Here is a 15,259-nt window from a genome sequence, read left to right on the forward strand (position 1 = left end):
ATAGTAAAATGAAAAAAATAAACTTAGTATATATTAAATTATTAGTATTAATAGTCTTGTTTTCTGCATGTGAAAACGATGATTTACCTAAAGCAAATTTTGACCTTGATTCTGTAACGGTATTTTCTGGTGAGGTCGCTCATGAAAAAGCAAGTCTAATATGGCAAGTGCCATCAGGAAATTCATCTCCAGAAAACTACTTATTAAATTGGACTCCTGATGGAGAACAAACTATTCTTGATGCAGCTACGACCACTTATGAAGTATCTAATCTAATTAATGGAACAAATTATAGCTTTAGTATTCAAGCGGACTATGGGAGTAGCGGTGTATCTGGTCAGAATGAAATTGAACTTGAACCCCAGGACCAATTAAACTTTATAATATTACCTGGTAATGAGTTGGCAATAGCATCATGGAACACACCTAATAGAAATGATATTATTGGGTATAAATTGTCTTGGTCTCCGAATGGACAAACGATTGAAATACCTTCTGGAACAAACACTTATCAAATTTTAGGCTTAACTAATGATGTTGAATATAGCTTTGATTTTCAAATTGATTATTCAGGAGGAAATAGTTCAAATGAGGTTCGAGATGTTATTACTCCTGGAGAAATATCAGCTTTTTTATTAAGTGTTGAGTCCCCTATGGCTAGTGAGTTAGTTGGCTTTACATATAATCCTGCATACTTGCCAGGAAGCACTGCAGCTTCTTGGAATTATGATTTCGGAGATGGTAATACTAGTACAGAACAAAATCCAACACACACATACTCTACACCAGGAATTTATAATGTAGTTGTTCAAATAACTGATGAACAAGGCACAATTTTTAATGATTCACGAGAAGTTTTTGTTTGGGGAGAAAAATGGGAATATGATCTAGGAAATCAAATTAAGCCGCAGTCTCCAGCTATCGCAGATGATGGTACGATTTATATCGGATCGGAGGATAATACAAACTTTCATGCCATTAATCCTGATGGTACATTAAAATGGATATATTCCCAACTAGGAGACAATGTATATTCATCAGCAGCTGTGGGTAATGATGGTACTATTTATGTAGGTTCAAAAGACAATAATTTGCATGCCATTAATCCAGATGGCACACAAAATTGGATATTTGATATAGGTGGGGATGCAATTTATGCAACACCTTCAATTGCTTCAGATGGAACAATATATATTGGATCCGATAGTGACAATTTATTTGCGATCAATCCAGACGGAACACAAAAATGGGTGTTTAACACGGCAGATAGTAATATTCGTTCTACGCCAGGAATCGCACAAGACGGTACAGTTTATATAACGTCTGATGATGACAATCTATATGCACTTGACCCAGGTAATGGATCTGTAGTATGGTCGTTCCCTATTGATGGAAATGCACAAAGTGGCATTGCAATCGATTCTGATGGCACCGTTATCGTTGGAGTAGACCAAGGAGGTAGTGCTGGAGCCATTTATGCTGTAAACCCCGATGGTACTGAAAAATGGAGTGTCCCTGTTTTAGGCAGAATTTCGGTATGTGCGCCAGCAATTGCCAGTGGAAGAGTATATGTCGGTACTAAAGAAGGTAATAATTTATTAGCATTGGATGCTTCCAACGGAATGCAAGTATGGTCGTTTGATACTCCTGGAGCCATAATAAACTCTTCACCAGCAATAGATGTAAATGGTGTGATATATTTTGGATCATGGGATAATCACGTATATGCTGTTAACCCAGATGGTACTCTAAAATATAAATTCTTAACAGGAGGAGATGTTTGGTCTTCACCAGCAATTGGATCTGATGGTACAATATATGTTGGCGGTTACGACAATAAGTTGCATGCCTTGGAAATGTTTTCAGAAGGCTTGGCTAATGATGTTTGGCCAATGTTTGGTAAAAACCCAAAACATACTGGTAGATAGAAAACAATATGCAACATTTGATTGTCCTGTGTTAAAAAAATTTTCATAGCATGAATTTCACGATTCACGTTAAATTAAAACGCTTTTGGTATACATTAGTTCTTCGTTTTACTAGTGTAAAATATAGTTTAAAAAAAGATAATACCATATTAATTAATCTTTAAACGTTTTAATTATGAAAAAAATCACATTATTATTTTGTCTAATGTTAGTTCAGGTTTCTTTTGGACAGACTAATAATTGGTTCTATAAATCTATAAAGGCATTTTATATGTAGGTTCTTTTGACAATAATTTTAATAATACTGTAGATTTTGAATTCATGACGAAAAGATATTATACACTTCTACTATTACTGTGTTTTATTTCATGTAAAGAGAAAAAGAGTAAATTAATTGCGTGCGGTAGTGATAAGGTAATTATAATAGATATTGAAGATTCTTTAGTAGAAGCAAAAATCATTTGGCAATGGCAACCTGCAGACGCAATAAGTTTACCGTTAGTATATCAAGAAAATAATTTTAAAAAAATTGATGAATGTAAGCCATCATATGATGGCAAAAATATTATGATTACTTCTAGTACTGGTGGTATTGCTATTATAAACAAACAAAGTAAGGATGTAATATTTTATGCCAAAATCGGAAATCCTCATTCTATTGAACAATTACCAAATGATATAATAGCTGTTGCAGCATCTAATAATAAAGATGGTAATTGTATTGCGTTTTACAATAAGCATAATGTCGAAAACAGCCCTTTTCTTAAAGATAGTTTGTATGGTGGTCACGGACTCGTTTGGGAAAAAAACAACAAATTACTTTATGCTCTTGGATCAAATGAACTAAGAGCATATAAACTAATCAATTGGTCATCAGAATCAAGAAGAGTTCAACTTCAAGAACAATGGGCTTTGCCAGATACTGGCGGTCATGATTTAGTAAATTTTAATCAGAGAGACTTATTGATAACAACAAATAACAATATTTGGAGATTTAACAAAACGTTAGAAAATTTCGAAGTTTTTCGGCCTTTAGAAGGTGTTAAGGATATTAAAGGAATTAGTATAACCGAAAATGATAAAATTGCATATGTAAAAGCGGAAGAAAAATGGTGGTCACATCATATTTATATAACCAACCCTAATAATAAACTTTCAATTCCAGACGTAAATCTATACAAGGTGAGATGGTGGAATTTTGAATAAGAATTAACATTTTAATAATTAATTTAATGAAAAATATAATATTTATATCAGTCTGTTTTATTCTTTTTTTCTTTTCATGTAAAGAGGCACCAGCAATTTCAACTGTTAGTGACTCAGTAAAAGATTCTGATTCAAAAAGCAATCGGATAGAAGACTTATTGGTCAATTTAAGTAATCCTACAAGTAATAAAATAATGGTCATTTCTCATAGAGGTGATTGGAGAAATGCTCCTGAAAACTCAATTCAAGCAATTCAGAATTGTATAGAAATGGGAGTGGATATGGTAGAAATAGATATTCATAGAACAAAAGATAATCAGCTAGTGGTTATACATGATTCCAAATTAGATAGAACTACCACAGGAAAAGGCCCTGTAAAGGAGTGGACTTTAGATTCACTTAGGACTTTAAGACTAAAAAACGGGACTGGCAGACCAACACATCATAAAATTCCAACATTACGCGAAGCTTTATTGACAGCTAAAGGTAAAATCCTTATCAATTTAGACAAATGCTATGATTATTTTGATGAAGCTTATAAAATAATAGATGAAACAGGGACTTCTAAACAAGTTGTAATAAAAGGTTATAATAAATCGGTAGAAGATGTACAAAGGGATTTTGGAAGTAAATTAGATTCTATAATTTTTATGCCAATTATACATTTAGACAAGCAAAATAACGCAAGATCTATTCTATTGGAATATCAAAGTAAAATTAAACCACTTGCTTTCGAAATCGTATTCTCTCGGGATACCTCTTCAGTAATTAATCAGTTTTCTAAAATTAAAAATAATGGAAGTAAAGTTTGGGTGAATTCACTTTGGAAAAGCTTAAATTCTGGTTATGAGGATGATGTAGCCCTTGTTAATACGGATAGTATTTATGGTTGGTATGTAGATAAAGGGGTCAATATGATACAAACAGACAGACCAGAATTATTACTAAAATATTTACGAGAAAATAAACTCCACGATTAATCTCATATTTATTATTGAGTTTAGTGAGATGAAATAGCGCAGTGTTATTTAATTGCTGCGCTTTTTCTAATAATTAGTTAATCATTTTTAATACCATGATGCATTATTTTAAAAAATCGCTTCCTAAAACAATAACTTTAGGGGATAAGCAACAAAAAGCTTATTATAAAAAGTTGAAATGGCAAGTGTTTATTTCAGCTACATTGGGCTATGGTCTATATTATGTTTGTAGATTAAGCTTAAATGTGGTTAAAAAACCTATAGTGGATACTGGTATTTTAACAGAATCAGAATTAGGAATTATTGGTTCAGCTCTATTTTTCTCATATGCTATTGGTAAATTATCAAATGGCTTTTTAGCAGATCATAGTAACATTAAACGCTTTATGGCCTTAGGTCTTTTAGTATCTGCTTTAGCTAATTTAGTAATGGGTTTCACTAGTACTTTTTTGTTTTTTGTAATCTTCTGGGGGATAAATGGTTGGGTGCAATCCATGGGAGCACCTTCATGTGTAGTGTCACTCTCTAGATGGTATAAAGATAAAGAACGTGGAAGTTTTTATGGGTTTTGGAGTACTAGCCATAATATTGGAGAGGCTTTAACCTATATATTAACCGCAGTAGTAGTTTCTTATTTTGGATGGGAATGGGGTTTTAGAGCTGCGGCTATAGTTGGGTTGTTGGGGGCTTTAATTATTTCTTTGTTTTTTCATGACACCCCAGAAAGTAAAGGACTACCGCCAGTAAATGAAGATTTTAGAAAAGAAAAAAAATCTACGTGGGATGAGCAGAAAGCCGCTTTGAAAAACCCTTATGTTTGGATATTAGCTTTGGCAAGTGGTTTTATGTATATATCAAGATATGCAGTAAATAGTTGGGGGCCTTATTATTTTGAAGCAGCTAAAGGATATACATTAACTGAAGCGAATAGTTTAGTAGCCATAAGTGCAGTTTGTGGTATTCTCGGAACAGCATCGTCAGGCTTTATTTCAGATAAGTTTTTTAAAGGGAGAAGAAATATGCCAGCATTAGTTTTTGGGTTAATGAATGTGTTTGCTTTGTCACTTTTTCTATTAGGTCCAAAAAATATATGGTGGTTAGATGCTTTAAGTATGGTCATATTTGGTTTGGCTATAGGGGCGTTAATTTGTTATTTAGGCGGTTTAATGGCAGTAGATATAGTCTCAAAAAAAGCATCAGGAGCTGCTTTGGGTATCGTTGGAGTTATGAGTTATGCAGCAGCAGGAATACAAGATATAGCAAGTGGATATTTGATAGAAAATAACAAGTCAGTAGTAAACGGAGAAACGTTATATAATTTTGACTCCATTAGTATTTTTTGGATCGGAGCAGCTATATTTTCGTTTCTATTTGCTTTGCTGACTTGGAAAAAGACATGAAATCAAAACGATTAAAATTAATTATGTGCAATTATTAACTTTTATCGGTTTTATATTATTGGTAGCAATAATTTCTTATATAGCTACAAGAGAAACAGAAAATGTTAATCGTAATTATAATCTCAACTTTGATACACGAATTACTACAAGAGAGTGCGAAGTCACAAAAATTAGGGAGACGTTTTCTTCAGATTAGAAAAAGGAGAATTTATTACATTCGCAGACGGAAAGGACAGGTACGTACAGTTCAAACTTCCTAAAATCGAAAAACGATTACCAATCAAAATTTATGGCTCTTCTGATGCCGATTTACAAGCCAATTTTTGATAGAATCTATAAAAGGGAGAAATCAATATTTGAATAATAACGTCAAATATATGTCGTTAAAAGACTGTATGTTATTCGTGTTTATTTTTGAAATGTCGCTTATTTATGCGAAAAAGATCATATTTGTTGTTAATAAACGACAATATGAATTATAAGAAAGCAATATCTATCCCTAAGTCTTAAAAGGATACTTGTTGGATTTGGTAAAAATATTAAGTTTGTGAGAAAACGCAGATAGCTAACTAACGAGTAGCTTAAAGAACGTGAGGGTATTCATCACGCTGGCTTTTATCGTGTAGAGAAAGAACATCCAACTGATATAATCATTATTTACCTTAACTTGCTGAATGTACGTCAACCAATACGATTATGTTTTAAACACAAAAAAGGCTTAACATTACTGTTAAGGCTTTTTGTGATCGCACTAGAATTCGAACCTAGAACCACCTGCTTAAAAGGCCAAAAAAGCGACTATTTTCAAAAGTAATATTATTTATAAATAGTTGATTTTGTTCGGTTTAGTTAATTTTGAGGTTGTTTGATATGAATTGTACTCAAACAAAAGTGTGCGTAAAGTGTGCGTAATTTTTGCTAACTTTATATCTAAAATTACTGAGAAATGGCACGAGCAAAATTAATTTTGGATACCAGAGCTAAGTCAAAAACTGTGAATGATGGGTTGTTTCCAATCGTAGTTAGAGTTTTTCATAAAAGACCTAGAATGATTCGTCTTCCTTATAAGACTTCTAAAGCTGGATGGGATGCAAATAACATGACTATTAAAAAATCAGTTTCTGTAAATAAGGATTTGGATTGCAGTGAGATTAATAAAACGTTATATGAAAAACTTCATTCAGCAAAGTCTTTGATCAATGAACTTGGTGATACTCTTAACCAGATAACAGTTGATACGCTAGTTGAGAATATTAAAAAAATATGGGATGATAAATTAGATTCAAAAGTTAAGAAAGATCTTTCTAATGAAATTACTATTGAGGAATGGGGGAACGTTTTAATAAATCGAAAACTGAAATCTAACAAGCCAGCAACTGCTAATTGGTACAAAAATGCAATAACAGCTTTTGAAAAATTTAATAATAATTCTCCTGTAAAGTTTCATCAGGTTACAGTAACTTTTTTAACTGATTTTGAAATAGAACATTTGTCAAAAGGAAATTCTAAAAATTGTATAAGTTCATACACTAGAGCAATTAGAGCTATTTATAACACTGCAATTAAAGAAGATGTATTTATACCGTTTAAACATCCTTTTTCCAGTTATAAAATTCCATCTACAACGAGAACAAAAAAAAAGGCTTTGTCTAAAGAAAAAATAATTGCTATTCGAAATTTGATATATGAAGAAAACAGTAGTCTTTGGCATACAAGAAATTATTTCTTAGCCATGTTTAACTGTAGAGGTATGAATTTAATTGACCTTGCTAAATTGAAATTATGTGATATAAAAGGAAATAGAATATATTATGGTAGAAGTAAAACAAACGACCCTTTATCAATTAGAATCACAACAGAATTTTCTGAAATACTTAAGAAATATACCCATGATAAAAATCCAGATGACTTCATATTCCCAATTGGTTATGATGGTTCGGTTGAAGCATTTAAAAAATATCGTTCAGATAGAAGATTAGTCAATAAATTATTGAAAATAATTGCGAAGGATGCAAATATTGAAGAAAAAATCACCTCCTATTATATTAGACATTCTTGGGCAACAATCGCAAAAAACATGGGCATTTCTACAGAAATTATAAGCGAAGGGCTGGGACATCAATCTATAAGGACAACCGAAATTTACTTGAAAATTTTCGACAACACAGTGCTAGATAAAGCTAATGATCTTATAGTTGGATGATTAAATTGGAAAAAATGTGAAGAGTTTAATAAATAAATATTCGTAAAGATGATAAAATATTTTGATATATTTTTCAGGTTTAATATTAGGTAGCTTATATTCAGGACGAGTCATAATCTATTGTTCTAGTTTTAAACGCTTATCAGCTCTAGATTTGTATTTATAATACGCATCACGTTTAAGTCCAAATCAACTTGCTATAGTAGATAAAGAAGCAAATCCCTCAGCTCTATTTCTAGTTTTAATAAAAGCTAGATATTGAGTTTTTTTTAAGTTGCTGAACATTTTTATATCCTAATTTTTCTGCAGCTACTTCAAGATAAGATTCCTCTATCATTGCATCCAAATCCTTTTTAAGCAGTAGCTTTTTAAGTTTTTCATTCTCTTTTTGCAATGCTTTGATTCTAGATATTTCGTCTTTCGTTTCCACTTTTACTCTGGTGTTCATTAAGTCTTTACGATTATACTTTTTAATCCACTCATTGACTGTAGTAGGTGCAATAGAGTAGAGTTTACAAAGTTCGCTCTTTGTGTGTTTTTCGGTTGTAAGTTCCGCTAAAATTTTCAGTTTAAATGGTTCTGAATACCGTTTGATTACTTTGTCATTTTTGTACATAATGTTTAAAATTATGTAGCCTTTATTCAGGACGGGTCAAAAATTATACACAACGGTTTGGCAATGAGCAGTAGCGTACCGCAGGGCGCTATTGCTTATAGGTGTTGTTGTGGGTAGTTTTTTTTACATATTACCATCCAATGTTTTTCATTTGGATTTTGTTCAGGCTCGTTGATTTCTTTTAGCTCAATAATATTATACATTCGAAATTCTTTTTTTACGGACGCTTCGTCATAGAAGTATAGATTTAACCCGTGTTTAGAGTGAAAGGTGTTTTTTTCTATTTCTTCTCCCTCACCAAATCGTTTATCGTTTGATGATAATGCGACAAAAACCATTATTCCATAAGGCGCTAATTGTAAATAGCAAGCTCTAATTAGTTTTGACCTGTCCACTGGGTTCAAAAGATGAATTAGTGAATAACAATAAATTGAGTCGTAGCAGGCTGTGTCAAATGGCATGTCAGTAACAGAACCGTGGTGTATCGTCACATCCTTTCCAAAATATTTTTGAGCTCTCTCAATCGCGGTTTTAGATATTTCAATTCCTGATACATTTAATCCATTATCATAAAACACCTTTGCATTTCTTCCATATCCGAATCCTGGAATTAGGATGCTTTTAATTCTATTCTTTTGAAACAACTTAAGGACATTCTTTGCATTGTCAGTCGAATTCCCTCCCCACATCTTATCGTTACTCTTAAAGGCAGATTCCCAAAATTCATTCATTATCCTATTATTTTTAATGAAGTATTGACTGATTAAGGTCATTTTATTCAATTACCCACAACATTGTTGTGTATAGTTAGTTGCGTGGTTAAGCAACTAAGTTAGCAAACTTTTACGAACCCGTGAATATTCCTCAGGAATATTCGCAAGTAGGGAAGAATACAGCAATTAATTATACATGGTGTTAGCTTTTAGTGCTTTTTGTCCTTTAATAATTAATTCTTTTATTCAATTCTGAAATTTACGTTTTCTAACTTTGAGTAAATTCAGACTTTTTTAATTTCTTAAATATGCTCAGAATTTTCCATTTCAATGACATTTTCTTTTTATAATTAAAATATATTATTCCAAAATGATAAATAGATGCAATAAAAATTAAAACAATAAATATTCCATCGATTGAAAGCTTGTATTCTCTACTAAAATCTAAAAATCGATGGTTTGGTTCTAAATATTGTTTGCCAAAGATTAGTAATAAAAAGAAAATTCCTAAAATATTTGTATTCTACATTTGGGTAAGAAATTTCGAGGCTATTTATCACTACTAAAAAGTTAAAACGCCTTTTGATATTGTAGTAAGTGTAAATTTGTATATTGGTTTAAATTCAACTTAATATATTCACTAAACTAATATCTCAAAACGTATAATGGAAGAAAAAATATACTTTTCAGATAGTTATGGAAAACCTATCTCTGAACAAGATTCAATGAATAAATTTCACAAGGCATACGAAGAGAATGGTGTAATTAGAAAAATTGAAGCTTATGAAGTCAATGTTTTAATGGATATTGAATATTTTCTAGATGATAATGAAAATACAGATACTGTTTTAGCCAAGTTAACAGAACATGTTAAAAGGTTTGTAACCCTCGGCAGAAGAAAGGAATATGGAAAATATACTATTGTGAAAAGTTCACAATTTAGTAAAGGTAAAGTGTTATTTAAGGCATGTGAATTGGTAGATGAAAATAATAATGTTATTTGCATACAGGTTTTGGATTGGAAAACCGAAGAACCTATCCTAGAAAGTACAGAAAAGTATATAATTGATGATAAAGGTTACGATATTGCTTTTTTTAATTATAATGATGAAGGGAAGTTTAAAAGTTTAACTGGATCTATTGTGTCTGAACTAAGTGTTTTTATAAGAGAACCCCTTTACGAAATAGAGGAAGTTAATAAATATCTTCCTAATCTGTTTCAAGAATATCCATATTATCGAAATGCTACATTTCTTCCTGAAATATTAACATTATAACAAAACTAACTAACCCTTTTTTGAATCATTTTTTAACTCAACTATTTTAAAATAATACTTATCACAAATCAGAATCATAACATATATTGATTTTTTTATGTCTAAAATACAGTATAACTTAGGAATCAACAGATGTAAAAAAATAGCATTGCATTCTGTTTCGCTTTATCCTTTTAAAATTAAATATTTCGTTTTAATACTCAGAATTTAATTCCGTAAATATTTTTGCATTAAAGCTAACGGTCTTGTGTACGAGTAGTAGCGGATTTTTACTCACTAACCTTAGGACTTATCCAAGGAAAAGTTCTAAAAATATTAAAATGCAGGTGTGGTGGAATTGGTAGACACGCCAGACTTAGGATCTGGTGCCGCGAGGTGTGGGAGTTCGAGTCTCCCCACCTGTACAAAATCCGAAGGGAAATCTTCGGATTTTTTTTGTTTAAAATTGTTTCAATACAAGGTCAGGTACAACATAGGTACAACATTTTGGGTTTTTCAGGATTGAATTGTCTTTGTTGCTGTATTATTTCATTTGATATTTAATTATATTTTCTCTAAATTATAGGTTGTATTATCATAATATACACGCAATTTAAACTCTTAAATACTTCGGGTAAAAGAATGTTATTTAGGATGGGTCAGTTTTACAATCTGGTTAATATATTTAGCTACATTACTTTTATAAAGCAATGAAAATATTTTATTGGTTATTGAGATTATTAGTGAAAAAGATAAATACACTAATTAGAAATTGAAATTAGCTGGATCTGGCCCCATTCGAAAATTACGGTTAAGTGAATCCAATAAAAACATATCTTCTACAGAGATTTCAAAATCGAATAATAATGAATTTTCAATGATATGTATCTTGCTTTTACTTTTTGGTATAATAATGACGTCCTTTTGGAGATTCCATCTTAATAATATTTGAGCTATGGTGCGATGATATTTATCTGCCAATTTTTGAAATATTTCTATTTTAAATGCTTCTCCGTGCATTAGCGGAAACCAAGATTGATATTGTATCTCTTCCTTCTTACAGAACCTCTGCAAAGATTCTTGTGTTAAAAATGGATGAAATTCAACCTGATTGACCATAGGCTTAATATGAGAAAATGCCATAAGGTCTTCAAGCTGAAACTGTAAAAAATTGGAGACCCCTATTGCTTTTATTTTACCTTGTTCATAAAGTGTTTCCATAGCTCTCCATGTATCTTTGAATTTACCTTTTACTGGCCAATGTTGAAGATATAGATCGACATATTCCATATCCAACTTTTTAAGCGAGTTATTAAAGGCTTTAATAGTACTATCGTAGCCTTGATCACTATTCCAAACTTTGGTTGAAATAAATATTTCTTGCCTAGAAATTTTATGCTCCTTTATAGCCTTTCCTACACCTTCTTCATTAAAATATGCGGCGGCAGTATCTATGTACTTATATCCTGTGTCCAATGCATATTTAACAGCATTATAGACTTCCTTACCATTTTTTGTTTTATAAACTCCGAGACCTAAATAAGGCATTTTTATATCGTTACTAAGTGTAACGGAACCATTGATATCTGTTATTTTCATAAAATTTTTGTTTTGAATTAAACAAGAAGATTAGAGATAATTTGATATCTCTAATCTTTTTAAATTTCTAATTCTAATTTGTGTAATACTTTTAAATATTAAGATTTTTCACTGCCCACTGTTCAGCGTTTTCCATTTCAAATCCTTCTTTAACGTTGAAAGTCTTAGCTTTGTCCCAAGAGACACCTATACCTTGACCAAAAACGGCGCGATACCTTTTAATATTATTATCTGGGTCTTTTTCTATTTCATTTTTAAGAAAATCTAGATCCCACTTCACTCGCTTCATGTCTGTTTTTAAGACTTTTTTAACAATATTTGCTAATTTATGATAAGAAACCGTGTCACCTGCCACATAAACAACGTCGTTTACTATTCGAGGTTCAAATAATAAAACCTCGGCAGTAAGGCGTCCTATATCTTCTGCTGAAGTAACCGTCACTTCTGTATCCCAGTCTCCAAGTGCATGTATGGTTTTATTTTTTAAATCTACAACACCAAAAGAAGGTTCGAATAAGAAACTCGTTATCATACCTACGGATACAATTACCCATTCCGTATTTTGCTGAGATCTTAGAAGAGTACGAACATCGCTTTGCTCGTCAAATACCGGTTGCGGACTCCCTTTACCTACTAGATCATAGTCAACACCAAATTGCCAAGGAAAATACCTTTTTACATTGGCCTGAAGTATTGCTTTAGTAATTTTTATTTGAATACCTGGCCCTGCCGAAAACCCTAAACAACTAACAACCGTATGATAATTATTAAATTTAGTGGCGATTTCATCTATAGTTTCACTTACTACATTTCCTTCTATAATTTTTATATTTCGTTTTTCAAGTGTTTTTATAATATTCTTTTCAAAGGCATTTGTAGAATGTATTACTTCTGGTAATAAAAGTACCGAAATTGAGTATCCTGGGTTTTCTTTAATTTTATCAGATAAAAATTTGGTGACGTTCATTCCTAATTCTCCTGCTCCTAATATTAAAATATCAGTTGTTTGTTTTTTGGCTGTTTTTTTCATTTCTTTAGTTTTTATTTATACTATACTTTGTATACTTGCAAATCTATATATAGTTTAAATATGGTGCAATAACTATAACTTTTGATAGTGTTTAAACCCCTTGATATGATTGATAAAAAAGATGAAAAATTTAAATTTAAATTGAATGGAAAAGGATTTCATTGCGAGACCGATGTTGCAATTAGTTTGATTGGTGGTAAATGGAAAACTGTTTTGCTGTGGTATTTAAAAGAAGAAAAAAAGCGTTTTGGCGAACTCCGTAAACATTGCCCACATATTACCGAACGCATGCTATCTATCACTTTAAAACAGCTTGAAAATGATGGATTGATCTCAAGAAAAGTTTATACAAAAAAACCACCTTTGAAAGTTGAATATTCTTTAACCGATTTCGGCAAATCGCTTATTCCAGTTTTGGACACAATAGCCGCTTGGGGGAAAGATGTGGCAGAAAAAAAAGGAGAAAGTTTCATCGGTAAAGTCACATAATTTTTATTTATTCTTGTCAAAAAAAATATAAATTATTGAAGTTGGTCCTATACCAATAATTAAGTTTAGGCTATCAAATGTATTATACTGAAATAGGTTGATTCTTTTTGGTTCATATTTAAAGTGTCTTGTCCTGAAATACGGCTACAGGTTAAAATTGAATTATGCTGATAATTTATATACTATATTAGGTGTTTTATAATCTAAAGATAAGTGTAATCTTATTTCGTTGTGTAAATTAATTGCACTTTTTGAAGCTCTCTTTTGCGTGTGCTAAGTTTTCAAAGGTTTGGTCTAGATAAAATTCGTCTTTTAGTATTCCGTTTACACGTTCAGCTATAGCATTTACGTAACAATGATTTTCTTCTGTCATACTAATATCTATCTTTTTTCTTTTCAATATCTGTGTATATACATTGCTACAATACTGTATTCCTCTATCAGAGTGGTGTATGAGTCCTTTAATGTTTTTAGCTTAATAAATGGCCCTATTAAGCGCTCTCACGCATCCTTTTAGTTCCAGGCTATCACTTAGGTCATATCCAACTATTATTCTGTAATACATATCAGTTATCAAAGCCAAGTAACAAAACCCTTTTATAGTTCTTATGTATGTAATATCAGATACCCAAACTTGATTAGGTCGCGTTATTTCAAGGTATTTCATAATGTTGTTATACTTATAAAGCGATGATATGAGTTAGTAGTTCTTGCATTGGTTTTCTTTCTAAGAGTTAGCATATTTTGTTTTCTAAGGATCTTAAATAGCGTATCTCTACCAACTTTAACGTTTGCTTTTGTAAACTCATCATTTAATGATTTTTGGGTTTGCTCACACCTTCTCTAGGAAGAGATTTACGTTTTTTACTGACTATATTTATAATCTGTTGTTCTAGTTTTAAACGCTTATCAGCTCTAGATTTGTATTTATAATACGCATCACGTTTAAGTCCAAAACAATGAGCTATAGTGGTTAATGACGTAAATCCCTTAGATTTCTTTTTAGCTTTTTAAGGTTTTAAACTTAGCTTTTTTTAGCTCGTTAACTGATTTGTGTACCCAAGATCTTCAGCAGCTACCTCAAGGTGTGAATCCAATACCATAGCATCAAGGTTCTTTTTAAGTAGTAGCTTTTTTAGCTGTTCAATCTCTTTTTAAAGTGCTTTAATTCTAGATATTTCGTCTTTAATTTCCACTTTTACTCTGGTGTTCATTAAGTCTTGACGATTGTACATTTTAATCCATTCATTAACCGTTGTAGGCGCAATAGAGTAGAGTTTACAAAGTTCGCTCTTTGTGTGTTTACCGGTTGTAAGTTCGGCTAAAATTTTTAATTTAAAAGGTTCGCTGTAACGTCTAATTACTTTGTCATTTTTAAACATAATGTTTAAAATTATGTAGACTTTATTCAGGACGGATCAGTATTGCACACAACGTGTTTGTGTATGATTTCGTTGCGTGTTTCAAGCAACTAATTTAGTAAATAATTAAGACAAAGAAAGTCCGTGAGGACTTTCGCAAGTAGGTAATAAGCCATCAATAAATTATATACGGCTTAAGTTAGCAATTAAATAAAAACACTAAATTAAGATTTATAAATTAGAAAGCACAAAAGAGAGGAGTAAGGTTATTATATACGCAGAGACTTCAGATCTCGTCAACATTGAAAATCCCCTCTCTTTTCTACACAGATTTCGTACAGTTCTATGAGGCTTTAAGACCTCGATTTTAAGTCGTTGAAACTCGCGTAGATTGTCCTTTGAAAAAAACATTTCTTATGAATAAAGATATTAAATATTTTGGAATAGACATTAGCCATTTGGTTTTTGATGTCACAGA

At 31.4% G+C, this 15,259-nt stretch carries 14 protein-coding genes and 1 tRNA gene; 8 read left to right on the plus strand and 7 right to left on the minus strand.

Annotated elements, in window-relative coordinates; genetic code table 11:
* The first annotated feature begins 8 nt into the window (after positions 1-8).
* From HM982_RS06720 to HM982_RS06740, 5 genes are all read left to right on the plus strand, one after another.
* Entirely contained in the window at positions 9-1,928 is a 1,920-nt protein-coding gene (locus tag HM982_RS06720; RefSeq protein WP_179352321.1) for an outer membrane protein assembly factor BamB family protein, read from the plus strand.
* Between the two features lie 321 nt (positions 1,929-2,249).
* Positions 2,250-3,134 carry a DUF6528 family protein gene (locus HM982_RS06725; protein WP_179352322.1) on the plus strand — a complete coding sequence of 295 codons (885 nt, stop codon included), beginning with the start codon at positions 2,250-2,252 and terminating at the stop codon, positions 3,132-3,134.
* A gap of 26 nt (positions 3,135-3,160) precedes the next feature.
* Positions 3,161-4,114 carry a glycerophosphodiester phosphodiesterase family protein gene (locus HM982_RS06730; protein ID WP_179352323.1) on the plus strand — a complete coding sequence of 318 codons (954 nt, stop codon included), beginning with the start codon at positions 3,161-3,163 and terminating at the stop codon, positions 4,112-4,114.
* Positions 4,115-4,209: 95 nt separating this feature from the next.
* Positions 4,210-5,514 carry an MFS transporter gene (locus HM982_RS06735; protein WP_179352324.1) on the plus strand — a complete coding sequence of 435 codons (1,305 nt, stop codon included), beginning with the start codon at positions 4,210-4,212 and terminating at the stop codon, positions 5,512-5,514.
* 946 nt (positions 5,515-6,460) lie between these two features.
* Complete coding sequence (locus tag HM982_RS06740; RefSeq protein WP_179352325.1) at positions 6,461-7,717, plus strand: tyrosine-type recombinase/integrase; 1,257 nt, start codon at positions 6,461-6,463, stop codon at positions 7,715-7,717.
* Between the two features lie 241 nt (positions 7,718-7,958).
* Here HM982_RS06740 and HM982_RS06745 read toward each other — a convergent pair whose 3' ends face one another.
* Together HM982_RS06745 and HM982_RS06750 are read right to left on the minus strand one after the other, a co-directional pair.
* Positions 7,959-8,333 (minus strand): transposase, encoded by a 375-nt coding sequence (locus HM982_RS06745; RefSeq protein ID WP_179352326.1) that lies wholly within the window; start codon positions 8,331-8,333, stop codon positions 7,959-7,961.
* Positions 8,334-8,428: 95 nt separating this feature from the next.
* Positions 8,429-9,064, minus strand: a complete 636-nt coding sequence (locus HM982_RS06750) for a class I SAM-dependent methyltransferase (protein WP_179352327.1) — start codon at positions 9,062-9,064, stop codon at positions 8,429-8,431.
* 647 nt (positions 9,065-9,711) lie between these two features.
* On the opposite strand from HM982_RS06750, the gene HM982_RS06755 reads away from it, so the two are divergent.
* Complete coding sequence (locus HM982_RS06755) at positions 9,712-10,323, plus strand: hypothetical protein (RefSeq protein ID WP_179352328.1); 612 nt, start codon at positions 9,712-9,714, stop codon at positions 10,321-10,323.
* A gap of 322 nt (positions 10,324-10,645) precedes the next feature.
* Positions 10,646-10,727 (plus strand) — tRNA-Leu (locus tag HM982_RS06760).
* 340 nt (positions 10,728-11,067) lie between these two features.
* Here HM982_RS06760 and HM982_RS06765 read toward each other — a convergent pair.
* Both HM982_RS06765 and HM982_RS06770 read right to left on the minus strand, forming a co-directional pair.
* A complete protein-coding gene (locus tag HM982_RS06765) occupies positions 11,068-11,901 on the minus strand; it encodes an aldo/keto reductase (RefSeq protein WP_179352329.1) in 834 nt (277 codons plus the stop codon).
* 91 nt (positions 11,902-11,992) lie between these two features.
* On the minus strand, positions 11,993-12,931 hold the full coding sequence (locus HM982_RS06770) for an aromatic alcohol reductase (protein ID WP_179352330.1): 939 nt from the start codon (positions 12,929-12,931) through the stop codon (positions 11,993-11,995).
* Between the two features lie 105 nt (positions 12,932-13,036).
* Between HM982_RS06770 and HM982_RS06775 the strand changes: the two genes are divergently transcribed.
* Entirely contained in the window at positions 13,037-13,420 is a 384-nt protein-coding gene (locus HM982_RS06775; RefSeq protein WP_179352331.1) for a winged helix-turn-helix transcriptional regulator, read from the plus strand.
* Positions 13,421-13,658: 238 nt separating this feature from the next.
* Here HM982_RS06775 and HM982_RS18675 read toward each other — a convergent pair whose 3' ends face one another.
* The 3 genes from HM982_RS18675 to HM982_RS06790 all read right to left on the minus strand — a co-directional run bounded on the left by HM982_RS18675 (position 13,659) and on the right by HM982_RS06790 (position 14,802).
* Positions 13,659-13,820 (minus strand): integrase core domain-containing protein, encoded by a 162-nt coding sequence (locus HM982_RS18675; RefSeq protein WP_394354343.1) that lies wholly within the window; start codon positions 13,818-13,820, stop codon positions 13,659-13,661.
* Positions 13,821-13,895: 75 nt separating this feature from the next.
* Positions 13,896-14,087, minus strand: coding sequence for a DDE-type integrase/transposase/recombinase (locus tag HM982_RS18680; protein ID WP_179352332.1), 192 nt, complete (start codon positions 14,085-14,087; stop codon positions 13,896-13,898).
* 487 nt (positions 14,088-14,574) lie between these two features.
* Positions 14,575-14,802, minus strand: a complete 228-nt coding sequence (locus HM982_RS06790) for a transposase (RefSeq protein ID WP_246296580.1) — start codon at positions 14,800-14,802, stop codon at positions 14,575-14,577.
* Positions 14,803-15,259 lie beyond the last annotated feature (457 nt).

The sequence above is a fragment of the Winogradskyella vidalii genome (genome assembly GCF_013403955.1).
In the GTDB taxonomy this organism is placed as follows: domain Bacteria; phylum Bacteroidota; class Bacteroidia; order Flavobacteriales; family Flavobacteriaceae; genus Winogradskyella; species Winogradskyella vidalii.